This is a genomic window from Fusobacterium perfoetens, assembly GCF_021531475.1.
Lineage (GTDB): Bacteria > Fusobacteriota > Fusobacteriia > Fusobacteriales > Fusobacteriaceae > Fusobacterium_B.
In genome coordinates, this window is record NZ_JADYTX010000005.1 from 1 (window position 1) to 21,734 (window position 21,734).

Annotated in this window: 30 protein-coding genes; all 30 read right to left on the minus strand. The window is 28.5% G+C overall.

From position 1 onward, the window contains the following. Positions 1-118: 118 nt before the first annotated feature. Entirely contained in the window at positions 119-700 is a 582-nt protein-coding gene (locus I6E15_RS01875) for a hypothetical protein (protein WP_235243732.1), read from the minus strand. Positions 701-711: 11 nt separating this feature from the next. Further along, positions 712-1,083 carry a phage tail fiber protein gene (locus I6E15_RS01880; RefSeq protein ID WP_419180945.1) on the minus strand — a complete coding sequence of 124 codons (372 nt, stop codon included), beginning with the start codon at positions 1,081-1,083 and terminating at the stop codon, positions 712-714. Between the two features lie 17 nt (positions 1,084-1,100). Further along, positions 1,101-2,150 carry a baseplate J/gp47 family protein gene (locus I6E15_RS01885; RefSeq protein ID WP_235243736.1) on the minus strand — a complete coding sequence of 350 codons (1,050 nt, stop codon included), beginning with the start codon at positions 2,148-2,150 and terminating at the stop codon, positions 1,101-1,103. Continuing rightward, a complete protein-coding gene (locus tag I6E15_RS01890; RefSeq protein ID WP_235243738.1) occupies positions 2,147-2,626 on the minus strand; it encodes a DUF2634 domain-containing protein in 480 nt (159 codons plus the stop codon). The genes I6E15_RS01885 and I6E15_RS01890 overlap by 4 nt, the downstream gene beginning before the upstream one ends. Continuing rightward, on the minus strand, positions 2,623-3,066 hold the full coding sequence (locus I6E15_RS01895; protein WP_235243740.1) for a DUF2577 family protein: 444 nt from the start codon (positions 3,064-3,066) through the stop codon (positions 2,623-2,625). Before I6E15_RS01895 ends, I6E15_RS01890 begins: the two co-directional genes overlap by 4 nt. 2 nt (positions 3,067-3,068) lie before the next feature. Beyond that, complete coding sequence (locus I6E15_RS01900) at positions 3,069-4,070, minus strand: XkdQ/YqbQ family protein (protein WP_235243742.1); 1,002 nt, start codon at positions 4,068-4,070, stop codon at positions 3,069-3,071. A gap of 9 nt (positions 4,071-4,079) precedes the next feature. Further along, positions 4,080-4,730, minus strand: coding sequence for a hypothetical protein (locus I6E15_RS01905; RefSeq protein ID WP_235243744.1), 651 nt, complete (start codon positions 4,728-4,730; stop codon positions 4,080-4,082). A gap of 12 nt (positions 4,731-4,742) precedes the next feature. Beyond that, entirely contained in the window at positions 4,743-7,004 is a 2,262-nt protein-coding gene (locus tag I6E15_RS01910) for a phage tail tape measure protein (protein WP_235243746.1), read from the minus strand. A gap of 151 nt (positions 7,005-7,155) precedes the next feature. Continuing rightward, positions 7,156-7,335, minus strand: a complete 180-nt coding sequence (locus I6E15_RS01915; protein WP_235243749.1) for a phage tail assembly chaperone — start codon at positions 7,333-7,335, stop codon at positions 7,156-7,158. Between the two features lie 36 nt (positions 7,336-7,371). Next, entirely contained in the window at positions 7,372-7,536 is a 165-nt protein-coding gene (locus I6E15_RS01920; protein WP_235243751.1) for a hypothetical protein, read from the minus strand. 64 nt (positions 7,537-7,600) lie between these two features. Beyond that, on the minus strand, positions 7,601-7,732 hold the full coding sequence (locus I6E15_RS10150; protein ID WP_268827903.1) for a hypothetical protein: 132 nt from the start codon (positions 7,730-7,732) through the stop codon (positions 7,601-7,603). Further along, entirely contained in the window at positions 7,729-8,484 is a 756-nt protein-coding gene (locus I6E15_RS01925; RefSeq protein WP_235243753.1) for a phage antirepressor KilAC domain-containing protein, read from the minus strand. The genes I6E15_RS10150 and I6E15_RS01925 overlap by 4 nt, the downstream gene beginning before the upstream one ends. A gap of 12 nt (positions 8,485-8,496) precedes the next feature. Then, positions 8,497-8,892 (minus strand): hypothetical protein, encoded by a 396-nt coding sequence (locus tag I6E15_RS01930; RefSeq protein ID WP_235243754.1) that lies wholly within the window; start codon positions 8,890-8,892, stop codon positions 8,497-8,499. Positions 8,893-9,014: 122 nt separating this feature from the next. Then, positions 9,015-9,197, minus strand: a complete 183-nt coding sequence (locus tag I6E15_RS01935) for a ribbon-helix-helix domain-containing protein (RefSeq protein ID WP_235243755.1) — start codon at positions 9,195-9,197, stop codon at positions 9,015-9,017. A 188-nt stretch (positions 9,198-9,385) separates the two neighbouring features. Continuing rightward, positions 9,386-9,550 carry a hypothetical protein gene (locus I6E15_RS01940; RefSeq protein ID WP_235243756.1) on the minus strand — a complete coding sequence of 55 codons (165 nt, stop codon included), beginning with the start codon at positions 9,548-9,550 and terminating at the stop codon, positions 9,386-9,388. 476 nt (positions 9,551-10,026) lie between these two features. Beyond that, complete coding sequence (locus I6E15_RS01945; RefSeq protein ID WP_235243757.1) at positions 10,027-10,476, minus strand: phage tail tube protein; 450 nt, start codon at positions 10,474-10,476, stop codon at positions 10,027-10,029. A 15-nt stretch (positions 10,477-10,491) separates the two neighbouring features. Beyond that, positions 10,492-11,649 carry a phage tail sheath C-terminal domain-containing protein gene (locus I6E15_RS01950; protein WP_235243758.1) on the minus strand — a complete coding sequence of 386 codons (1,158 nt, stop codon included), beginning with the start codon at positions 11,647-11,649 and terminating at the stop codon, positions 10,492-10,494. A gap of 13 nt (positions 11,650-11,662) precedes the next feature. Beyond that, positions 11,663-12,103, minus strand: a complete 441-nt coding sequence (locus I6E15_RS01955; RefSeq protein WP_235243759.1) for a hypothetical protein — start codon at positions 12,101-12,103, stop codon at positions 11,663-11,665. Further along, positions 12,100-12,495, minus strand: coding sequence for a hypothetical protein (locus I6E15_RS01960; protein ID WP_235243761.1), 396 nt, complete (start codon positions 12,493-12,495; stop codon positions 12,100-12,102). The genes I6E15_RS01955 and I6E15_RS01960 overlap by 4 nt, the downstream gene beginning before the upstream one ends. 37 nt (positions 12,496-12,532) lie before the next feature. Beyond that, positions 12,533-13,516: a hypothetical protein gene (locus I6E15_RS01965; RefSeq protein ID WP_235243763.1), complete on the minus strand. Its 984-nt coding sequence runs from the start codon at positions 13,514-13,516 to the stop codon at positions 12,533-12,535. Between the two features lie 3 nt (positions 13,517-13,519). Further along, positions 13,520-13,888: a hypothetical protein gene (locus I6E15_RS01970; protein ID WP_235243765.1), complete on the minus strand. Its 369-nt coding sequence runs from the start codon at positions 13,886-13,888 to the stop codon at positions 13,520-13,522. 16 nt (positions 13,889-13,904) lie between these two features. After that, a complete protein-coding gene (locus I6E15_RS01975) occupies positions 13,905-14,894 on the minus strand; it encodes a hypothetical protein (protein WP_235243767.1) in 990 nt (329 codons plus the stop codon). Between the two features lie 18 nt (positions 14,895-14,912). Next, on the minus strand, positions 14,913-15,167 hold the full coding sequence (locus I6E15_RS01980) for a SpoVG family protein (RefSeq protein ID WP_235243769.1): 255 nt from the start codon (positions 15,165-15,167) through the stop codon (positions 14,913-14,915). A 4-nt stretch (positions 15,168-15,171) separates the two neighbouring features. Further along, positions 15,172-15,720: a phage virion morphogenesis protein gene (locus I6E15_RS01985; protein WP_235243771.1), complete on the minus strand. Its 549-nt coding sequence runs from the start codon at positions 15,718-15,720 to the stop codon at positions 15,172-15,174. Further along, a complete protein-coding gene (locus I6E15_RS01990) occupies positions 15,711-17,813 on the minus strand; it encodes a phage portal protein family protein (protein WP_235243773.1) in 2,103 nt (700 codons plus the stop codon). Before I6E15_RS01990 ends, I6E15_RS01985 begins: the two co-directional genes overlap by 10 nt. Positions 17,814-17,818: 5 nt before the next feature. Further along, positions 17,819-19,144, minus strand: a complete 1,326-nt coding sequence (locus tag I6E15_RS01995) for a PBSX family phage terminase large subunit (RefSeq protein WP_235243775.1) — start codon at positions 19,142-19,144, stop codon at positions 17,819-17,821. Continuing rightward, positions 19,125-19,796, minus strand: coding sequence for a DUF1804 family protein (locus I6E15_RS02000; RefSeq protein ID WP_235243777.1), 672 nt, complete (start codon positions 19,794-19,796; stop codon positions 19,125-19,127). Before I6E15_RS02000 ends, I6E15_RS01995 begins: the two co-directional genes overlap by 20 nt. Positions 19,797-19,808: 12 nt before the next feature. Then, positions 19,809-20,606 (minus strand): hypothetical protein, encoded by a 798-nt coding sequence (locus I6E15_RS02005; RefSeq protein ID WP_235243779.1) that lies wholly within the window; start codon positions 20,604-20,606, stop codon positions 19,809-19,811. Continuing rightward, on the minus strand, positions 20,599-21,150 hold the full coding sequence (locus I6E15_RS02010; RefSeq protein ID WP_235243781.1) for a ParB/Srx family N-terminal domain-containing protein: 552 nt from the start codon (positions 21,148-21,150) through the stop codon (positions 20,599-20,601). The genes I6E15_RS02005 and I6E15_RS02010 overlap by 8 nt, the downstream gene beginning before the upstream one ends. 231 nt (positions 21,151-21,381) lie before the next feature. Next, positions 21,382-21,567, minus strand: coding sequence for a hypothetical protein (locus tag I6E15_RS02015; protein WP_235243783.1), 186 nt, complete (start codon positions 21,565-21,567; stop codon positions 21,382-21,384). Positions 21,568-21,734: the final 167 nt, after the last annotated feature.

Below are 21,734 nucleotides of genomic sequence, written 5' to 3' on the forward strand. Positions count from 1 at the left end.
TAGAAGTCCAATAGAATATAGGAAATTTAAAGAAAAAAATGTTGATAATTAAATTGAGTACTTGACAGGGTACAGATCAAATAGAATATAGGAAATTTAAAGAAAAAAATGTTGATAATTAAATTGAGTACTTGACAGGGTACAGATCAATAATATCATCAATTTTTTCAATGAGAAATAATTCGCACATTTTTAAAATATAAGCAAAATTAAAGGTGCTGTATCTAGTGATTTCTCTAGCAATTAATATGTTTTGTCTTAGTTTTACACCTAATTCATAATTTGGATTGATACCATATATTTTTTCAAGTCTTTTTAAACTAACTGCTGTTGCTGTAGTTACTGATAAACTTGAGATATATTCACTTTTTTTTAATTCAATTCTTTGTAATTCTCTTGAGATAGCTCTTGCTAATTCAACTATCAAAGGTTCTTTTCTTTCGTAGATAGGTAAATTATTTAAAATTCTCTCAATAAAATCTTTAGATACTGCTACACCTAAAACTGTAATAATAGTCTTAGCCTTTAACTCCAACAAATCTTTTTTTATAGTTATAAATTGTTTAGCCGTTATTTTTGATTTGAATATTAAATTATCTTGTGTATTAAATGCAAAATCGTGAACAATATCATCTAGATAGTTTTCTATTTTAAAATTTAATTGTTCTTCAACATATTTTTTTAATGCTATTTTTGACATATAATCAACCTCTAATCAACTTTAAAAATAAAAAAAGCTTTTGGAATTTTATAAATATCGGCTGCCCTTATTTCTTTTTTATAATCAAGCCCTGAATAAGCTACTAATTTCCCACCAGAAGAACTATCAAACAATCCAACATGAGTAATCCAACCCCAGTTTTCTGTTGCAACTGGAAAATTAATATCATTACTATTATAAGTTTCTCCATTAATAGGTTCTTCAAATGTTATTTGTTGTCTTTTATAAGAAGCTCCTTCAACTTCCTGAATATTTGAAGCATTATCAGTAGGGTCTGCTTTTAATAGTCCTAAATAAAAATTTTTTTTTCTAAAAAAATCATTTATAATTAAATTTTCTCCTATGTGTGTAAGTCCTGCCATATTCACTTTCCCTCTTTCTATAATTTATTTATTATAATGTTATTTACTTTGCATAATTTATTTTCATTTAAAGCTATATCATTTCTATTTCCAGCAACTGTAACATCTCCTATTTTTGTTATACAACCTGAATGTTGAATAACTTCAACGATATCGAAATAATATATTTTTTGTTTAAAAAGATTCTCAAAAAAGAAATTATTAAGAACTTCAATTAATTTTGTTTTTGCTGCCTCATCATTAAAATCAGAGCTAATAGTTCCTTTGATAACTATATCAACTTTATTAATCTGTACTCCTTCAACAACAAGATTTATATCAGAAATAATTTCTAAATCGATATAATCTTTTACTTTCTTTTTTAATTCTTCTGACACAGTTTCTGAATCTTTTTCAGTTATAACAAGTTTTACACTTCCTGCCCCATTAAACCGAGGAATACAATGAGTATGTTCTACCTTTTCTACTTCTTTTGCTTTATCCTCAAAAACATATTGATTCCAAGAAATACGAGGTTTTCTTATATAGTCTAATGCTCTTATCCTAAATTCTTCATCTGTTTCAATATTTTTACCATTAGTAATATTTTTTAAATTTTCTACTTTTGATAAACCTATATATTCTTCTCCAAATTTATTAATTTGTCCTACTTCACAATTTCCTATTACTCCAGCTTTATTACATTGAATTTTTACTATTGTTGATATATTTTCAATAGTCTTTTCTTCCATAATTTCATATTCTGTTGCAGTAGATGAGTTAACAACGATATATCCTTTTTTTATTATGCTACCATTTACTCCTGTAATTTTTACTTCTCCTGTTGCTTTTATCGCTTCTCTTCTTTTAAGAGCTTTGTCTGCACAAGTAACATCTAAGTCTATTCCAGTAGCTGTATCAATAAGTCTTTTATCTAATTGCTTCGAATAGTCATCTTCTTCTTTTACCATTTCAATAGCTACAGATGAAATTATATCTCTTGCAAAGCTTCCTTTTGAGGTGTTATAAGATATACTTTCTGCCATATCTTCAATTTTTTTCAAAATTCTCTCTTCATTTTCTGTCATTTAACATTCAACACCTCCTCCATTTCAAAACTCTCTTCTTCTAACTCTATAATAAAACCACAGTACATCTTGTCATCAACTTGAATAAGTTGCAAACAATGAACTTCTTTTATATCCCTGTGATTTAAGAGTGAATTATAAATATCATCTTTTATAAGTTCTATCAAATCCATATTTGGATATAATTGTTGCCCTCTATATTTATATAGATTTATACCAAAAGGATAACCACTATCTTTTATATAACAGTTCCATCTATCTCTTTCAGTATAGAACAGCTTTTTTATCCATTGCTTAATAATTTCAACTCTATCAAATATTCTTTCAGGTTCTAATCCGTTATATACAAATTCTCCTTTTTCAAAATCAAAAACAACATCTTTTTCTTTTATAATTTCTTTGGTTTGAATTTCTTTTTCTATCTCAATTTCATTTATACTATCAGTAATTTTCAAATAACTTACAGGCAATGTCATAACCTCACCACCCTATCAATCAAATAAAAATATTCCTCTTTATTTGTAGGCAACATAAGAACTTTATCTCCTACTTTTAAAGTGTCTGTCCATTCGATACTTCCTGTAGATTTATAATCTCCATTAGCTTGAAAACTTTTTAATGTATGTTCGTGAGGTCCTTGTCCAGCTTTTGTCATACTACTTGATTGAACAGTCATATTTTCATCAGTTATATTTCCTACAATAGAAAATGTTCTTTTATAACCTATAATTTTTTCTATACTAATCATAATTTTATGATTTTTTATAATAACTCCATTTTCAAGTTTAACTTCTAATTCAGGAGGAGCTTTTACAACTTCTCCAGTGATAGCACCTAACCATTTAGGATTATCTCTAGCTTTTATGATTTGAGCTAGAGTATTTATATTTTTATAGTACTTTTCATCTTTTTTCATCATTACACCCTTTCTAGCTCAATTGTTGCTAAAAATATATCTTTATGATTTGTGAATATATATGTTATTCCTCTAACTTCATATACCCCTTTTATTCCATACTTTTCATAATTAAGATTTAATAATTCTCCATCATAAATAAATTCACTCAATGTTGGAATTTCAAGAGATATTATTTCCTTAACTTTGTTTTCTTGTGATAAGATGCTGTCTGCTGTAACATTCCCACCATTAAGATCGTTATCTTTATAAGATACAAGTTTCTGCATTAATCCATATTTGTCTATATTGTTTTTATCTCTTGCTCCACTTATTTGAATATATTCTTTTCCAGAGGTTTTATAAACTTTAATTGCATTGTGCATTCCCTCAATAGACAGCTTTCGTTTAGGTTCTTTGATATAATTCAAGGCATTAAATGAATAATCATTTAAAACAGCTTTTAACGAGTTTATCGGTAGATATTGATTTCTTAAATATTTATTTTTTTTACTTCTTTCAAAATGAAATTTAGTATCTCTGTAAAAAAATCTAAATTCTTGATTTTCTAAATCTTTTATATTTTTTATAATCTCTTTTATAATAGATCCTAAACTTTTACCAAAATAAAATTTATCCACCACTGTATTTGTAGTTTCAATATTTCCTGTTTTTCCACCAAAAGTTTCAATTAACTTTCTTACTACAATAGAACTTTCAACATCTTCAAACTGATATATTTCTTCGTTCTTATTGAAATACCAAGCATAATCTACTGCTTTAAATGTCAAATTTGTAATATCTCCAGTAATAACAATTCCTGAAAATATTTCTTTATTATCAAGTTTAAGAACAATAATATCTCCAACTTCTATATTGTTAAAAATATTATTTCTTGTTATGTTAAAATCTAATACCCAAGCAAATTCATTTATATTTTTTTTAAGTTTAGCTTCATTTTTAACTACATTAGTTATATCAATAGTTCTATTTTCACTATTCTTTATACAATAAGTTCTAATCATTTATTTCACCTACTTGCTTAAATCAAAAGCCGATGGTTTGAATGAATAACTTTTAGAAATATTTTCATAAATACTTGGATCTTTAGCTTCCTTGAACTCAATAGTATATTCAATATCACTTTCTGAAGTCGTATTGTATTCAAATTTAGTAATATATACCTTTTGAACTATTCCGATTCCTGTTATAACTAATTTTAAAGGAGTTTTTTTTAATTTCATTTCTTCCAAAGTTTCAACACAAGTCATTCCAAACATTTCATAGTTAGATGAAAATGGATAATAAACAGCAGGAAAAAAAGAACTAAAACTTATTTTATGAAAATCTGTGTCTTTTAAATAGTTTATTTTTCCAGCTATTGTATCAACAGATTCTTCAATATTATTGGCTGTGAAATTAATTTTTGCAGGAACTAAAGGAAATTTAAAAATAGATAATTCTACTCCATTTCTCTCTTCTACAATAGAAATATTAATATTTCTCATAACTTTTGAAAAAGCATAAACTTTATCTAATAAGTTAGTTTTTCCTAATAATGAATTAATATTACTAGCAACTCCACCTGTTATTTTTTGAGTTGCCCACTCTGATAATTGTGTTTTAGTATCAATTTTAGCCAAAGGACTTGTCTTTTTCAATCTTTCTAATGCCTCATTAATCATTGTTCTTACCTCCTATATATTTCCAAGAGCTATTGTTAAATCTTCTACAACTTGAGATAGAATATCCTCACTAGATTCTTTTGTTACATTAATTTGAACTTTTGAATCACTTGATTTTTTAGAACTTAACAAATCTTTTATATTTGTTAATAATTCAACAATTTTTTCTTCAGGAGATTTTTCTATAACTTTGTTTTGAGAAGTAGAATAGGAGTTATAAACATTGTTTGAAGTTGAAAAATCATTTTCTTCATTTCTTTTTTTATCTTCAAATTTTGATGCATCAACAATATTTTTATTGTTAGTAATTGCACTATTTACTGAGGTACTGCTAAGATTTTTAGTGCCTTTTAAATAATATCCATTATGAATATATTTTTTATTGCTAGAATTTCCTTGAGTATTATCTCCCAGTAATAAATAATCTGTATTAACACCTTTTCCTTTTGAATTATCAATATTTTTAGTTTCAGTTTCAACTGTATTTGTAATCTTCTTTTTATTTTCTTCTTCAGATCCTTGAATAACTGTTTTATTTTTTTGGCCAAATCCTAATAAATCTTTAACACCATTTACAACGCCTTTTCCAACATCTATAAGGACACCTACTCCAGTGAATTTTTTTATCCAACCCCATAATTCTTTTATTTTTTCTATTAAAGAGTTAACACCATTTCTAAATTTCTCAGAACGTTTATATAAATCATAGAATATAGCTCCTAAGCCAACTCCTACAGCTATTACTAAAAGAACTGGTGCTGTTAATAATCCTAAAGCTCCATTTAACATTGCTATTGCCCCTGATAAAACTTTAGTAGAAATAGTTACAACACCCTGAGCTGTTGCTAATCCATAATGAACTCCAGTAGATATAATTGTTTGTATTATTCCCTCTTGTTTATACCAATTATTTATAGCTGTCCAAGTGGCTACAGCTTTTAGTTTAATTATATGAGCTGTATAAATAGCTGTTAATCCTATAACAGCACCTGATAAAATTCTAGCTCCTAAACTTCCATTGTTTAACCAATCAAAGAATAATGATAAACTATTTACAGCACTAGATATAGAATTGACAGTAACAGATATAGCTGGTGCAAAGTTATCAATAAAAGATATTGCTAGCCCCTCAATAGCTGAGTTAAGTCCCCTAAAACTTCCACCTAATCCTTTTTCAAAAGTTTCAGCTAGTTTTTGGCTATATCCTTTTGCGTGGTCTAGTTTATATATCAGGTCATTAATTTTATCACTATCTGTTTTTAACAAAGCACTTATTACAAGTTCTCCTTGCTCTCCAAAAACATCTTTCATAAAAGCTTGTTTTTGAGCTTCTGCCATACCTTTAGTTTTTAGTTTTATATCATCTAAAATTTTAAGAAAATTTCTATATTTTCCATCTTCTGTAAGTTGAATATCAACACTATTTAATAATTTTATTTTATTCTTATCTTTCAAAGCTGAAAATACACTCCTTAAACCTGTTCCAGCCATTGAACTATCTATTTTATTATTTCCTAAAGTTCCAAGAAGTGCTAAAGTTTGTTCCAAAGATAATCCAAAATCTGTAGCTCCAAGTCCTGCATATTTTAAAGATTCTCCAAGTCCTCTAATATCTGTTGTAGTAGTATTGGCTGTCATTGCTAAAGCATCTCCAACTCTTTCACTTTCAAGAGCATCTAATTTAAACATTCTTAAAGCCCCTGCTGTAATTGAAGTAGCTTCAGCTAAATCTAATTGACCTGCTATTGCTGTATTTAATATACTTGGTGTTGCTTTTAATATTTCATTAGCTGTAAATCCTGCCTTTGCAAACTCAAATTGAGCTTGTGCTGCCTCGCTAGCACTCCAAGATGTTGTTGACCCTAAATCTTTAGCTTGATTTCTTAATGCTTCAAATTCTTTTGTTGTCGCTCCTGCTGTTGCTTGTACTTTTCTCATCTCGTCATCAAAAGCTGTAAAAATATTTGTTGCTTTTTTTAACCCTGCTATTGCTGTTCCCACAGCAACATATTTCTTAACAGCTCCTAATATAGTTGTAGATGATTTATTACTCTCTTGACCTGTTGCTCTAAATTGGTGAGCTAACTCTTTTAATCTTTGGGTTAAGGTTTTAGATTTATTTGTTGCATTAGTTATACTATCATCAAATTTTTCTACCTGTTCTCCAGTTTCTTGTGATTCTTTTCCTAACTTATCAACTTCTGTCTTGAGTTTTGATACCTCTTCTTGACCTTTTACGGAGGTAATAATTTCAATATATTCTCTTTCTGCCATTAAGTTTTACCTCCTTTCATTTCAATTTCAAGTTTAAAACAAGCATCTAAAAACAGTCTTTCTATGAGATTTAATTTTAATAAAGGCTTATTAAAAACTCTATGCCCTTTTAAACTCCAAATACAAATCCTGAATAAATCAGAATCTGTTTTTATAAGTTTTTTATATCGTCGACAATTTGAGCTTGTGATTTAGTAACAATCATTTCTCCAACAATAGCTGATAAATCCTGCAATTCTTCTTCTGTGAACATCTTTTTAAGCAAAGCTTCTTTATTATTTACTCCAAATGTTTTTTGTAGTTCTCTATCATTTAAGTCAGGAGTTATCATACACTCAGCAATTCCATAAGCCTCTGATTTTCTTTCTTAAATACCTAACATTTGAATTGTTGTAGGCTTTTCTAAAATAACAAAAGGCTCTTCAAGTCCCATTTTTTTAAATCTTTGAATAAGAACTGTTTTTCTAGTTCTTTTTATATCCTTTTTATTTTTTATTCTCTCTGCATTTTCTATAAGTTGTTTTATATTCATTTTTCCTCCTAAATTTTTGCAAATAAAAAATCCCCAAATGAATATCATCTGAGGATTTAAAAAACTATTTATTTTCTTTTTCTTCAACATCAAGAATTTTTGGTATCTCAACATTTATTTTTGGAACTTCGACTTTTATATTAGGTACTTTTATATCAGGAATTTCAATTCTTTCTGTCTTTATTTTAGAAATCAACTAACTTTTTTAAATTTATTTATAAAATATATCTGTCCTTTTCCTGTTACTTTTGGTGTTTTATTTACTGTAATATGTCCGTCTGAATGAGTTACTGCTGTTTCTTTTATCTCGAATAGTCCACGTTCCATAGCTTTTTGAGTAGGCATATTATAATCACTACCTTGTCTTTTTATCAAGTACCCATTATCTCTAAGCCAAGTAAACATTCTTTTTTGTCCCATATCAGTTCCATTTTGTTTTATAAGCTTTGCTAAATCTCCAATAAGAATTGAAGTTTTTGAAGTTTCAACAGCTTCAGCAAATATAACTTTTGGTTTTTGTTCTTCTATCTTAATTTCTAATGCTTTTCTTTTTTCTCTCTCTTCTTTTAATTTTGTAAATGCTTGAATAGCCAAATCAGGATTATCTAATAATTTATCAGTGGCATACATACCATTCATTCTGATAGATTTTAAGATTTTCTTAACTTCTTTTTTAAATTGTTTTGCAATAGGTTTTCTCGATTGCATTAATACTTCGTAAAGTCCATCTTCTGTTAAGAACCACATTTCTCTGTTTTGACCTGAGGTGCTTATTGAGCACATCAGCTTTTCATTCTCATCTACCATTTCCATCATTCTAGCTACTTGATTATGTTCTATCCAATTTGCTACATCTTTTGCTAAAAATAATGGATTTTCTATATCTCCATATATTTTAAAATCTTTTCCAAATAATTTTCTTTCATCTATTATTTGTAAATTATCCATTGTATCATCTCCTTATAAATTACCACTAATTTCTGTTAATTGTCCTAAAATGTTAAAGTACCCATTTAGTTTAAATTTAACTTCGTTATCTACTATTAGAGAATTATCTTCTGAATTATATCTCCCATAATCTTCATAATAAATATTTTCACGTTTATATGTAAAAACATAAATTTTATTATTTTCTAGTTTTCTTTTAAAGACATCAAAAATTAATTCATTTCCCTTTTTTATTCCTCCAAAATCTTTTTCAGAGATAAGTTTTATTACAGTTATTTTTGGAATAGTGAAGCTACATTTTTTACAAACTTTTTCAAAAACTTCTTTTGGGTCTTCGTTAATTTCTTCAGCAGTTTTAAAAAGTAAATCTAAAACTCTTAATGTAGATACTTCTTTATTTTCTAACATCTCTTTTCCTCCTGATTATTAATATTGTCAACCAAGAGAACTTATGATATAATGGATTTATCAAAGTTCGCTTTGGTGTGGAGATAGATTTGTGAGCCTGAGAAACTGCAATCTATCTCTTTTTATTTATCGTCTTGTAAGACCATTTCTATTCCCTTTCTTAAAAAATCACTTCTTGTAATTTTTTTCTTTTCACAGTAGGAATTAATTTTATCACTTAAGTCTTCATCTACTCTAGTTCTAATTTCAACTGTTTTAGGCTTTCCGATAATAGGTCTTCCCATTTTCTTTTTAGTAGCTTCCATTTCATCACCTCACTTTTACGCTACAAAAATATTATATACTTTTGTAGCGAATAAGTCAAGAGGTTTTTTAAAATTCTTTCTACAAGGGTGTAAAGATTATTTACTCCCTTTTCATTTCCATTACATCATAAGATTTTTTTTATTTTTTTAAATAAAAAACCCCAGATTTTACTCTGAGGTTTCATTTTTTATTTATTTTTTTGTGTTATCAAAATATATAGAGCTTTTGAAGTGGTACAGTTATTTTCAGCCTTAAATTTTTCTAAAGCTTTTGTCATCTCTTCATACTCTTCTGGTGTATATTTATATCCAAACATTCTTTTTGTTTTGGTTATTCCAATAGGTCTTACCATAGTTCCCCCTTGACTTTTTGATAAAAATAAGTTATAATCTTATTACAAACAAAACTCAAGCACGATGTTAAAAGGACTAATCATTTTTGGTTAGTTCTTTTATTTTTTTCTATTTTTTCTGATATATTGCACTCCTAAAATTATAACTACAATACTTGTTATTGCTTGAATTATTTTTAAATATTCCATAAATATTCATCTCCTTTTTAATTAAGTTATAGGGAGTGGGAGGAGCTACCTCCCAGCTGTTATTTCTTATTGTTATCTATTTTTTCTTTAATAAAGATATAAATAACAATGGCATTGGCTACAATGCCGAGAAGAGTGTTTAGTTTCTCAAGCACGATATTTCACCTCCTCCCTATGTATATATTATAACTTATCCATATCAAAAAGTCAAGGACTTTTTGAAGAAATGATATATTTTTTCCTCAGATAATATTCAATTTCCAATGTTCAAATTTTTAATTTATTTCTTATACATCTGCTATACTTTCAAGGATTTCAACTCTTGATGGTACACAAGATAATGTTAATTCTCTTTCTGTAAGTTCTCCACTTTTAAATGAACCTAAATCGATATCTCCAGTAAACATACAATCGTTAAAAGCTAATGCTTCTGCCCCTCTTGCCTCCGGGTCATCTAATTGAATATTTATAGTTGTCATAGGATTTAAAGTTCCTGAAGTTACAGACTTTAACAACTCCAACTCTGGAGAAAATACTTTTTGTAACTTTAATTTTATTTCTATTGATGATGAAGTGTTTTTCTTTCCTTTTTCTCCACCTGCTAATAAGACATCTTTACTATCAAGTTTTAATTTAGCTTCAAATTCTGAAACCTCTGCCCAGTGTCTTCCACCTATATAGCATTTTCCGAAGCTTCCTGACACAACGTCTTTTTCTCTAAATAAAAAATCTGCCATTTACTGCTCCTCCTTTTATAAATATGCTTCTCCTTTGAAATCTTCCATTACATCAGTAGGCTTATAATCTGGGATATATGCAAACACAATATCATCAGTATTAGCTCTACATAAATCATATTCAGTTAATTTCTTAGCCTCTTCTTCTGTAATAGGTTTACCTTTATATGTTCCTTTAGAGATTATGTAATTTTTAACAGCTTCTGTATCTATTTTCATTCTGTTTTCATTTGCAGGGTCTAATTGTCCTGATTTTTGGAATGTTGCAAGATAAGCATTTACAGCTCCAAGGAATAATAATTTATTTGAATAGATATTTTGATACTTTCCTCTGTAAGAGTTTATGAAAGTATTTCTAATATCTTTTTGATGCAAGTCCATAATCTCCATTTTTCTAATCTTAGTAAAACTTCTGTTCATACTATCTGTTGCCGTTGTAAATGATGTTACTCCTCTAAGAATTACATATTTACTTCCATCATAAGATGTAAGTAATTTACCTTCTCCAATAGCTGTATTTTCATCATCTACTGTTGTTGTAAATGCTTTTAACCAAGGTTGCTCCATATTAGTTATAGAAGCATTTAAAGGAGCTCCTGCACATAAAGAACCAATACATAAAGTATATTCTTGTGCTGTATAAGCTTTTTCTTCAAAATCAACTATTGTATGTGCTGTTTGTCTAGTATCATAGTCAATTATCCAAGGTTTATCTGGTTTTGATGAAGACGCTACAATAAGTTTTATTGTAGATGTATTATTACCTAATTTAACTGTTTCTATATTTCTTATAGAATTTATCCAAGTTTCTAAATCACTTACTGTTGTTTCAGGTTTATCCTCTCCAATTGTGAAAGGACACACTAAATAATTTGGCTCTTCTATAGCTATCTGTTTTAAAACATCTTGAAAATTCTCTTTCGTAGCTTTATATACTACTACTTTAAAAGGATTACCTCTAAAAGCCATAGCTTTTAAAGCCTTATAATTATCAGCAGTCCAATCCTTTTCATCTATTTCAACAGCTGAGTAATATTCTTTTTTTGTAAAATCTTCCTTAGTTGTATCAAACATGATAACACCAAGAACTCCTCTTACACTTCCTGAAATTACAACAGCGGCTCTCTCTATAAATTCCAATTGAAATTTACATTTTTTATTTAATGCTGCCATTTTTCCTCCTTCTTTACTCATTTAAAATATATTTATCATTTAATCTTTCTATATTTAAAAACTTTTCTTCATCTAAAATCTCTCTTGTACAATCATAAGTACATTGAATTTCAGCGATTCTTATTGTTTCTCTTTCATCATCTATCGAATATTTAATCTTATATCCTGTAGTTTGAAAGAAATTAGATGTTTCAAATTCATTAAATAAATCTTTTTTTATAAACTTTTGAACCTCTTCTCTAAACTCTAAAAGTCCATCTTTCTCTCTTGATGAGATATAAAATATAGAAAAATCTATAAATTTTTGTTTTTTTATATATTCTTCTCCTGTGATAACAAAATAAATAGTTTTAGGAGATATATTTTCAGGTAGATCTTCTTTGTAAAAAACTCTCCAACGAGGATTATTTTCTTCAAAATACCTTTTAAAATATTCAAGTCTTTTTCTTATCATCTTGATTCACCTACAACAATTATTTTTGCTATTTTTTTTTGAGAATCAATATTGTCTTCTTCTAGTTCTATTACTTCATCTCTAAATAGTTCTAATAATTCTAATAGAGTTGCTTTTTTATCTTCACTTTCTCTTTCTCGTTCTATCCCTTCAAACAATTTCCATTGAATATATAGTTCTTTTGCTGAAATCCAGTTTTCTTCGGTCAATTTTTCAGTTCTATTTTTGAGATAAGTTGTAATAAATCTATCAGCTTTTCTATTTAATGATGTAGAAGATACATCTTCTAATTTTTTTGTAAATTCATCTTCTGTCCATCGATGAACATCACAAACGTGTTCTATATACACATCTTCAAAATAATCTATTGTAATTTGTGGTATAAAATCCATTGTTCCTCCTTAAAGGAGAGGGGATTTACCCCTCATATTACTCAGATATAGTAACTTTATATCTTCTAAACTTATCAACAGATAAAATTAAAGGCATTGGAGCTGATTTACCCCAAAGTCCTGCACTACCTGTCATTTCTTCAACTCTTAAATCTCCTGATATAGTTTTTGCTTTAACTAAATGAGATGTATTTGATTTAACATCTCCATACATCAAGCAACCATAACCAACAGCTAAAGTTTTTAATGAGTAGAATACCATTAAATCTTTAGGGTCTACTAATTTATCATCAGTTCCTTTAGCACCAACTAATAAATCTATTCTTAAACCACCATTTAATTCAATATATGGATTATCTCCATAAACAAATCTAACACCATTTAAGTTTTGATTTACTACAAGAGCTTCATTTTTTAAAGCATTGAATATAGTAGATCCAACTTCTATTTTTGGAAACTCCTGATGTTTTGTTTGATATTCCAAAGCTAAAGCAAATATTTCATCAGCAATTTTTGTTTTACCGTTCCAATTTAATGTTTTATCTGATTTTGTTCCAACTTCTAAAACTTTTCCATCTTTATCTTTATAAGTTCCTTTGAAAAATACATCTACACATTGTTTTTCAAATCTATTTCTTAATGCTGCGGCAATAATTCTTGCTCCTTTAGCTTCTAATTGTTCAATGCTAGGAATTTCACTACCTGTTTGAGTAAATGTTGGAACACCTGCTTTTACTTCTATTAAATCACTAGCTGAATAAGGATATTGTCCCCCTATTACATCAGGTTCTAATTCAATAGCTCTTCCACCATCTTTTCCTATAATAGGTAAAACTTCTGTTCTTCCTACTATTCCTGCTGTAACGAAGAAATCTGTCATATCCTCTATTCTAATTTTTTCTGTTGGTGATAAATATTCATTTCCACTTGATTCAAATTTCTTTGAATATATTTGAGGGATTGTTAATTTTTGCCCCATTTCAGCTATTAAAGAAATTAAATATATCATTCTTTTATTCATCTATTAAACCTCCTCTGTTGCTTTTAATTCGCTTGTTAATATAATTCCTGCTGCTTTTAATTTAGATATAAGAGCTTTGTCTGTGTCCCAGTCAACACCTTGAATAGATTCTTTAGCAACTATCACATAAGTAGTTACTGGTCCTAAATCATTGGCTTCTAAAGTTGCATCCTCTCCAGTGTATAGACCAGCTATAACACCTTTTTTAGGATCATCTTTGACATAAGCATAAAATAATCCGTCTGTATCATCTTGAGCGACTGGTTGTAAATATTTGATTTCTCCACTACCCATTTCAACTCTTATATCAGGTTGTAATCTTTTAAAATTAGTTCTATTTGGTTTTATTACTTCTCTTTTAAAGCTACCCATTATTCTTCCTCCTTAATTAATATAAACTAGCTACTCTTTTAGCTTTTTCTTGTGGTGTTTCTTCAATATTTTCTCTATTAAATTCCATTGTTCCTGTAATGTTTTTAAAAAGTTCTTTAAAAGGACTTTCTCCCTGTGAAAATTCTTTTAACTTATCTGCCATTGACATTTTTTCTTCTTCTGAAAACTCAATGATATTCGTATATTCTGTTTCTTCATAAGCTTTATCAATAGCAAATTCTAATATTTTGTGCATTACAGGTGGAAATTTAGAAATTATATTTTTCTTTGTTTCCTCTCTCTCTGCTTCTCTTGTAAATTCTGCTTTTGCTCTTGAATAAATTTCTTCTGGTGTTAAAGTATTTACAGGTTTATTAGTAATTACAAATCCAAGATTATCTGCAATAGTTTTTAATGTTTCTTGGGAAAATTCTGCTGTTTTTTCTACTGTATAACCTGCTGCTTTAAGTCTAGTTATTGAATTTTGCTCGTTATCCTTATCCCACATCACATCAAATAAAGATTGAAGTTTTATTTTAGAAGCATCTACTCCTTTTAGATAAGCTGCAAACTCATCAATTTTCCCTTGTGCATCTTCTTCTGCAAATTCTATTATCTCAGCTTTCTCAATAGCTGTTAGGTCCTGAGAAAATTCACTAAAAGACTGATCTAAATCTTTTAAATGTGGTGGAGCATAGCCAAGTATCGCAAGATGATTTGGAGTTCCATCTTCTCCAATACCGATAGATAAGTTAGGATATTGGTCCTTTATACTCTCTCCTAATGAGTTATATGCAAATTCTCCGATTAGATATCCTTGGTCATCTACCTCGGTAACTTTACAAGTTCCTGCAATAGGAATTGCTGTTACTGGGTAACCATTTTTTGTCCAATCTCCAACATGTCCTGCTGTGATGTTAAACTCTTTTCCTACCCAGCTTTTTAATTTATCTACTGAGTAGGTCCCTTTTCTTCCGTAGTCTCCTGCTTTAAAAATTTTAGGCATTGTCATTCCTCCTTTCGTTTATTTATTTAATTCTGTATATTTTGTTACAACTTCTTCAGTAAGATATTTTCTAAATTCAGTTGTAATTGGATGTACTTTATCAACAAATTTTTTATTTCTTTTTTCCGCTGGCATAGCAATAATTAAACCAGTTTTTCCTTTAATGATTTTTGCATTGTGAACTATAAAGCATTCATCAAAAGTGATATCTACATATGCTTTTAAATTTCCTTGATTTTTTGGTGTTCTAAATTTTATGTCTGTAATTTTCATCTATTTACCTTCCTTTTATAATGTAATCTGTTAATATTTCTAAATAATTTTGTTTTTGTTCATAAGATATACCCATAAATCTTCTTTCAGGTATATCTCCCCAAGGTGCTTGTCCTCTTCTAGTATGTGATTTAACTCTTATTCTTTTTCTATTTTTCGCCCATTGACCTTTTTTAGTCTTATATCTCACTTTTCTATAATGTGCTTTTACTGTATATGTGCCTTTCCATAGACTACCTTGCTTAGCTCCATAATTCATTGTTTTAGCATATATAACATTTGTACCAACTCTAGCAAAATTACTTCCTGACGAACATCTAAAATGTCCATACAATCTTCCATTATCTTTCAATGTTTCTCCGTTTTGTTCTTTAGCTCTCTTTGATTTTTTCCAAGGCTTTCCATCATAAGAATGTTCTTCATCTATATTTCTTCGAACTTCACTTTTCATATCAACAGAAATTTTTTTCATTGGCTCTTTTAAATTATTGGCTCTTTTGACAATCTCTTTTAGTTTCTTTTTAAGATTACTGTCTTTTATTTTTACTCCCATTTGAAACTTCCTTGTTTAGTTTGAGCATTATTTTTTATATTACTCCAGTAAATTTCGGCAGGATTTCCTTTAAAAGATTTCACATCAATGTCAATCTCTTTTTTCGATATCTTAAGATTAAACTTTTTAATTTCTTCTTTACTTCTTGAAATTACAGATGAACGGCATTGATAGTGGTTAGGTGGATAATAAGCACTCCAGAAAGGGTCATCAAACCTTTTAACCACACCATCTAAGTTTTTACATAAAGTAGATGTTCTATTATCCTCAATAGCACAATACTCCCAATATGGATAATCTTCTATGCACTCCATTTGTTGTTTGTAGTTACCAATACTATATTCTGTCATCATATTAGTTCTATAAACATTCTCTAAATAATAGCCTTGTTCTCCAAGACCTAATTTATTGATAGTTTCTTCACAATCTTTTAACCATTGCTTGAATGTAGTTCCCTCTTCTAAAGATTTCTTCATATTGTCAAATAATCTTGTAGTAGCTTCTAAATCTGTTGATTTTTTCAGCCATACAAAATTACTTCTTACTTGTTGAGTTATCTCTTCTATCTCATCATAAAGGATAGGTGTTTTATCCAAGAAAGATTTAATGGCTTCATCAAATTTCATCTTAAAAGGGTTAAATTCATTTATTACCTCTCCATATGTTATAGATTTATTATTTGTAAATCCTTTTATAAAAGATATTATTAAATCATCTTCCAACATTGATAAATCTAGGTTTAATGAGAAATCCGTTCCCTCTTTAATTTTAGAAATTTGCTCTAATATTTGATTATGAATATTCTTTATAAACTCATCAATTCTTTTTATAATATATTCATTGAATAAAGTTGCACTTTCAAAGGTATTAAATAACTTTTTATCCTCGTCTTCCGAGAACTCTATCACTGGTGCTATTGTCTTTTTTTTTAAAATGTTCTTATAATCAACCCCTAAATACTCTCCAAGATATTTATCATCGAACTCATATCCTGCTGTTGCTAGTTTATTAATGTTATCTAACTTAATCCCCATAAACTCCTGCTGTTTTTTCTCTATTTCTGCCTGTTCCTCTTGAGTTACTACTTTTTCAAGTTTCCATATAAAGAGTGTTGGATCATACCCATAATAGATACTGTCTAATTGAATTAATTGATATAAACTATCTGCACAGAAATTACATACTTCTTGTATAACTTGTTCAAATCCTTCTTGGTGTACTTCTCCAAGTGCATTAGTTCCTTTACCCTCTCTGCTACTTGCTTCTAGAGTTAATGTAGATCCTAATAAATTTTGTATAAGTTTCTCTTTTTCTCCTGCATATAGTTTTGTATAAATCTCAGGGTCTAAATCAGATAATTTTATAAACTCAAAACTATCTTTTAAACTATGTGTTCTGTCAACAGGAACTCCTATTGCACTTTTTCCTTTAGCTTTTAATACAGTTTCTCCTATAGCTCTTGCTTCTTTTTCATCAAGATTTTCATTATATGGATATACAACTATTACATCGCCATACTTTTGAGCTAGTCCCCTTAACTGTCTTAAATACATTTCTTTATCCAAAAATGCTTGTTGACAAGTATTAAATATTGTTTTTCCAGTAGGATTTGCAGGATTCCATCTATGAATACACAATAAAAATTTCTCTCTATTAAGTTCTATTTCTTTTGTTCCTATTCTTAATATCCATTTTTTATCTTTATCTTTGTAAGTTAGATATTTATAAGGGATAGGAATTAAAGAATTAATAGTAAAATCTTCATTATATACAATCTCAAAACAGCTATAGCCATAATATCTAGCCGTTATTAAATGATTTATAATTCTATTGAACTTAATACTTGAAAACCTTTTATTAATTTCTTGTGCTAACTCATCATTTTCAGGACTTTCAGCTACAACACTCAGTATTCTTCCAGCTGTTTCCCTTTCAATTTTATTTAGTGCTGAACTGATATCAATATCTAATAACAATTTATCAATCACTTCAGAGGTTACAATGTCAGTATCAGAATATGTCTCTTCAAACATTTTAATTACAGCCGACTTGATAAGTTCTTTATTTATTTTTTTAGTTGCTATCTTTCTCACCTCCTCTATACTCCAACATATTTTTTCTTTCTAATTCTCTCTTTGAGAGGAATATACTCATATTCTTCTAATCCATAACTCATTGCATCAAGTGGATGTGGGTCAAGATTATATTTTCCTGATTGTATTTCTCCATTCTTATCCTTTTGGAAAACGCACTCTTCTGCTACAGCCTTTGTATTAGGACATCTATTAATATCAATTACTATCCTTGAAAAACTTCTTAATAATTGTTCGTGATATTCAACAGATCCCTTTCCTTTTGTAGCTCCGTCAATATTAAATCCAGCGTCATAAAAATCAGCTATTGTTTGAGATGAGGCACTATCTGCATAAATAGTAGTTCTGTTATCCTCTTTCAATGGTTGAAGTCCTTGAATAAGTTCTTGCGTAGTTTTTCCTTTTTCGTAATATTCCCAATAGACATATAGTTCATTCAATATAGGATTGACAGCCATTTTAAGTCCACAAGTGTATGATATAGAAAATCCCCAGTCAATACCCTTGTATTTGTTTCTGTTGTCAATTTTATCCTTTACATATCTTTCATATACATCTTCTTCAAATACTGCATTATATAGAACTAAGTCTCCATCAGCTCCAAACTTTCCATCTCTTGCTATTCTTCTAATCCGAGGATCCTTTTCTGATTCTAGTTCATACACAAAATTTGCTGGAAGAAATGGATTGTCTTTATAAGTTGAATGATGAACAATTATCGTTTGTTGCAATACTGTTTCATCTTCTAATTTAATTTCATCTATAAACTTTATCTGCTTTTTCTTATATAATAAATTTTCATCTATGTTATATCCCTCTTCTGTAAAGAACATTTTATAAATAGATGATAGCCGAGATACAGGATTGCACATAAATATCATCTGACTTCTGATATTATTAGTCCTCAATCTTTTTTTAAGTTCTTTTATATCATCGAGTGTTAATTCATCAGCTTCTTCTATAAGAATAAGGTCTATATTTTTAATGGATTTTAATTTTCTCCAATCATCCATACCTTTAAAAATAATCTGCGTTCCACTTACTTTATTTTCAAACTCATAAGGAGATTTGATGTATTTCCACTCCTCTGACATATCTAGAGTATAAATGGCATCTTTTAGGTCCTCGAAACAGCTATCTTTTAAAGTTGAATATACTTTTCTAACTATCAACATTCTTCTTTTCTGTAGTGCTCCAAGTAATGCAACTTTTAAAAATCCAGTAAAGCTTTTTCCTGATCCATATCCTCCAATCATAAGAAGAATATCAAAATCGTTTTCTTGGAAGATATTTGCAAAATGCTCACTAAATTCAATTGTTGTTTCTTCCATTTTTAACCACCTTTATTGTTACAGTTCTGTCTTTTGTATTTAACTCTTTTGGTTCCTCGTCTTTTTTAATATTCATTCTCATTTCAGGAATACCTAAAAGTTGAGCTTGTCCCTCTATAGTCTTTTGCACTATATTCACAACAGTATTTAATATTGTTGCATAGTCCTTGCCTAAGTCACCTTTGGTTAATTTTGACATTGCTTTTTTTTGAATATAATTCAGATATTCAATAGTTTCTTTTCTTCTCTGTATATGTTTTTCTCCCTCTTCTTCTTGAAGTCTCCCATATATAAATTTAAGAAACTCTTCCTGCTGGTCAAGCCATCTTCCTTTTGCTGAGTAATTTTTTAAAGAAGTTTCAGATAGTCCTGTTTGGTCACTTGCTTCTTTAATTGTTCCACCACTAATAACTATTGATTTTGCTTTATTTATTAGTTGTTTTTTGCTTTTTGCACTTGCACCTGTGGGTGCACCTGAAAAATCTACTAGGTGCACCCAGTCGTCGCCCTTAGCTTTGTCCCTCTTCTTCCAACTTTTTACTGTATTTTCAGAAATTCTAAAATGATTAGCACATTCACTTAAAGATACCTTGTTCTGTTCATAATATTTTCTAACCTCTTCCCTGGTTGGAGCTCTAGTAGGATTACTCATATCACCATCTCCTTAATTTGCTCTTAACTCAGGATAAGTATCATAAATCAAATCTATAATATCTTGCTTTGATACTCCTGTTGCTGAAACACTAGTTTCTGATTTTTTCTTCAAATAATTCTCTATAACAGGTTTGAAATTCTTTTTATTTTTAAAAGTTATCTTTAGCTCCTGAACTCTTGTCTTTTCATATTTTTCTATAAGTCTTACAGTTCCAAAAGTTATAAGTCTGTAATCACACTCTTTTTTTAAATAGTTCTCTTCTTCTAATTCAGTAGTATCTTTAGTTCTTGAAAATTCTGTTATTTCTACATCTTTTATTTTTTTTAGGATTTCTTCCCCTCTACAATAGATATTAAAACAACATTTTAGAGATACTCCACTATATTTAACCTCTGGCAACATATAGCTTTTATATAATTTAATTCCTTTTATAGAACTTTTTCTGTTATAGTTATCTCCAGGAATAATAAAAGCTACCCAATCTGAATGTTCCATACTTTTCTTTATAAAATCTTTAGCTAGTCCTCCACTTCTTCCAAAAGGTGGATTTCCTATAACTATACTATTTTTTATATAAGGAATATTCTGTTTAAGATAATCACCCTCTATAATTCCATCATATTCAGGTGCAATATCATATCCTATACTTCCTTTAGGTAATAGTTTCAAAAAAGCTCCATTTCCAGCACTTGGTTCTATAATTCTTGTAAATTTTTCAAGTGGCATTATATCTTTTTCAATTACTTTAAGAACTGCTTTCACTACTGAAGTAGGTGTATAATATTTATCTTGATATCTCTTAGCCATCTATATCACACTCTAAAAATTCTTTCTTTTTAGCTTTATGCCCACAGTGAGGACAAACCAGTCCTTCAGATCCTCTCTCTTCTTCATCATCAAAACTATCCTCTATTTCTAACAGCTCTTTTTCTGTTTCTTCTGATAAAATATTTTCTAATTCTATATTTTCAAATCCTGTAATGCATAAATCTATTCCTTGAACTTTAAGAGCATTTAATTCATATCTTAATTTCTCTATATCAAATCCTGTATTTAGAGACAATTTATTATGAGCTATTATATATGCTCTCTCTTGTTCTTCAGTCATTCCATCCAGGACCAAACAAGGAACTTTCTTTATTCCAAGTTCTTTACAAGCTAAATATCTTCCATGTCCTTCTATAATATGCATCTCTTTATTTATTCCAATAGGATCTAAAAATCCAAATTCTTGAATACTTCTCATAATTTGCTCTATTTGCCATTGAGGATGCTCTTTGGCATTATTTTCATATGGAATTAACTTGTCTAAGTCCTCAAGAGTTGCTTTTAATTCTTTTACTTCTTTCACTTCCTACACCTCCATTTTTTTATTTATCCTCTCACTAATACAAAAATGTCCCTCTTTTTGTGGGACACTTTTTTTTATAACTCCTTATATTTACTAATAAAAAAATTTTTTTATTTTTTTTAAAAAAGTGGCCAAAAAATAAAAAAAGTGGCTGTCAATTTTTAGCTGACAACCACTATTTTTTTCAATAAATTTTTAAAATATAATGACTTTTTTATTCCTATCAAAATATTAATTTTCAAATTTTTCTTCTTTTATTTCTTTTATTAAAATTTCAAGTTCTTTTAAATCTTCCAATGTTGCGTTATTTCTTATAAAACTCTTTGCTGTTGCTTTATATGAATAATATCTTGTTTTTTCTCTGTTCTTTTCGTTATATTTTTCTTTAGCTCTTTTTTGTGCCTCTGTTAGTGCCATAGCTATTCCCCCTTGAATATTCCATATAATAAATATAGCGAGCTTATTAAAACTACTAAACTTATTATTTGTGATTTAGCCACCATATTGATAGCGATTAATATAGTATTCATTAAAATTATAATATCTTTTCTTTTCATCTTTTTTGTGATATAATTATATTAAGA

What these genes read in the sequence shown, in the direction of transcription:
- I6E15_RS01875 (WP_235243732.1), bottom strand. Translation starts at nt 700, where the DNA reads ATGTCAAAAATAGCATTAAAAAAATATGTTGAAGAACAATTAAATTTT.
- I6E15_RS01880 (WP_419180945.1), bottom strand. Translation starts at nt 1,083, where the DNA reads ATGGCAGGACTTACACACATAGGAGAAAATTTAATTATAAATGATTTT.
- I6E15_RS01885 (WP_235243736.1), bottom strand. Translation starts at nt 2,150, where the DNA reads ATGACAGAAAATGAAGAGAGAATTTTGAAAAAAATTGAAGATATGGCA.
- I6E15_RS01890 (WP_235243738.1), bottom strand. Translation starts at nt 2,626, where the DNA reads ATGACATTGCCTGTAAGTTATTTGAAAATTACTGATAGTATAAATGAA.
- I6E15_RS01895 (WP_235243740.1), bottom strand. Translation starts at nt 3,066, where the DNA reads ATGAAAAAAGATGAAAAGTACTATAAAAATATAAATACTCTAGCTCAA.
- I6E15_RS01900 (WP_235243742.1), bottom strand. Translation starts at nt 4,070, where the DNA reads ATGATTAGAACTTATTGTATAAAGAATAGTGAAAATAGAACTATTGAT.
- I6E15_RS01905 (WP_235243744.1), bottom strand. Translation starts at nt 4,730, where the DNA reads ATGATTAATGAGGCATTAGAAAGATTGAAAAAGACAAGTCCTTTGGCT.
- I6E15_RS01910 (WP_235243746.1), bottom strand. Translation starts at nt 7,004, where the DNA reads ATGGCAGAAAGAGAATATATTGAAATTATTACCTCCGTAAAAGGTCAA.
- I6E15_RS01915 (WP_235243749.1), bottom strand. Translation starts at nt 7,335, where the DNA reads ATGATAACTCCTGACTTAAATGATAGAGAACTACAAAAAACATTTGGA.
- I6E15_RS01920 (WP_235243751.1), bottom strand. Translation starts at nt 7,536, where the DNA reads ATGAATATAAAACAACTTATAGAAAATGCAGAGAGAATAAAAAATAAA.
- I6E15_RS01925 (WP_235243753.1), bottom strand. Translation starts at nt 8,484, where the DNA reads ATGGATAATTTACAAATAATAGATGAAAGAAAATTATTTGGAAAAGAT.
- I6E15_RS01930 (WP_235243754.1), bottom strand. Translation starts at nt 8,892, where the DNA reads ATGTTAGAAAATAAAGAAGTATCTACATTAAGAGTTTTAGATTTACTT.
- I6E15_RS01935 (WP_235243755.1), bottom strand. Translation starts at nt 9,197, where the DNA reads ATGGAAGCTACTAAAAAGAAAATGGGAAGACCTATTATCGGAAAGCCT.
- I6E15_RS01940 (WP_235243756.1), bottom strand. Translation starts at nt 9,550, where the DNA reads ATGGTAAGACCTATTGGAATAACCAAAACAAAAAGAATGTTTGGATAT.
- I6E15_RS01945 (WP_235243757.1), bottom strand. Translation starts at nt 10,476, where the DNA reads ATGGCAGATTTTTTATTTAGAGAAAAAGACGTTGTGTCAGGAAGCTTC.
- I6E15_RS01950 (WP_235243758.1), bottom strand. Translation starts at nt 11,649, where the DNA reads ATGGCAGCATTAAATAAAAAATGTAAATTTCAATTGGAATTTATAGAG.
- I6E15_RS01955 (WP_235243759.1), bottom strand. Translation starts at nt 12,103, where the DNA reads ATGATAAGAAAAAGACTTGAATATTTTAAAAGGTATTTTGAAGAAAAT.
- I6E15_RS01960 (WP_235243761.1), bottom strand. Translation starts at nt 12,495, where the DNA reads ATGGATTTTATACCACAAATTACAATAGATTATTTTGAAGATGTGTAT.
- I6E15_RS01965 (WP_235243763.1), bottom strand. Translation starts at nt 13,516, where the DNA reads ATGAATAAAAGAATGATATATTTAATTTCTTTAATAGCTGAAATGGGG.
- I6E15_RS01970 (WP_235243765.1), bottom strand. Translation starts at nt 13,888, where the DNA reads ATGGGTAGCTTTAAAAGAGAAGTAATAAAACCAAATAGAACTAATTTT.
- I6E15_RS01975 (WP_235243767.1), bottom strand. Translation starts at nt 14,894, where the DNA reads ATGCCTAAAATTTTTAAAGCAGGAGACTACGGAAGAAAAGGGACCTAC.
- I6E15_RS01980 (WP_235243769.1), bottom strand. Translation starts at nt 15,167, where the DNA reads ATGAAAATTACAGACATAAAATTTAGAACACCAAAAAATCAAGGAAAT.
- I6E15_RS01985 (WP_235243771.1), bottom strand. Translation starts at nt 15,720, where the DNA reads ATGGGAGTAAAAATAAAAGACAGTAATCTTAAAAAGAAACTAAAAGAG.
- I6E15_RS01995 (WP_235243775.1), bottom strand. Translation starts at nt 19,144, where the DNA reads ATGGAAGAAACAACAATTGAATTTAGTGAGCATTTTGCAAATATCTTC.
- I6E15_RS02000 (WP_235243777.1), bottom strand. Translation starts at nt 19,796, where the DNA reads ATGAGTAATCCTACTAGAGCTCCAACCAGGGAAGAGGTTAGAAAATAT.
- I6E15_RS02005 (WP_235243779.1), bottom strand. Translation starts at nt 20,606, where the DNA reads ATGGCTAAGAGATATCAAGATAAATATTATACACCTACTTCAGTAGTG.
- I6E15_RS02015 (WP_235243783.1), bottom strand. Translation starts at nt 21,567, where the DNA reads ATGGCACTAACAGAGGCACAAAAAAGAGCTAAAGAAAAATATAACGAA.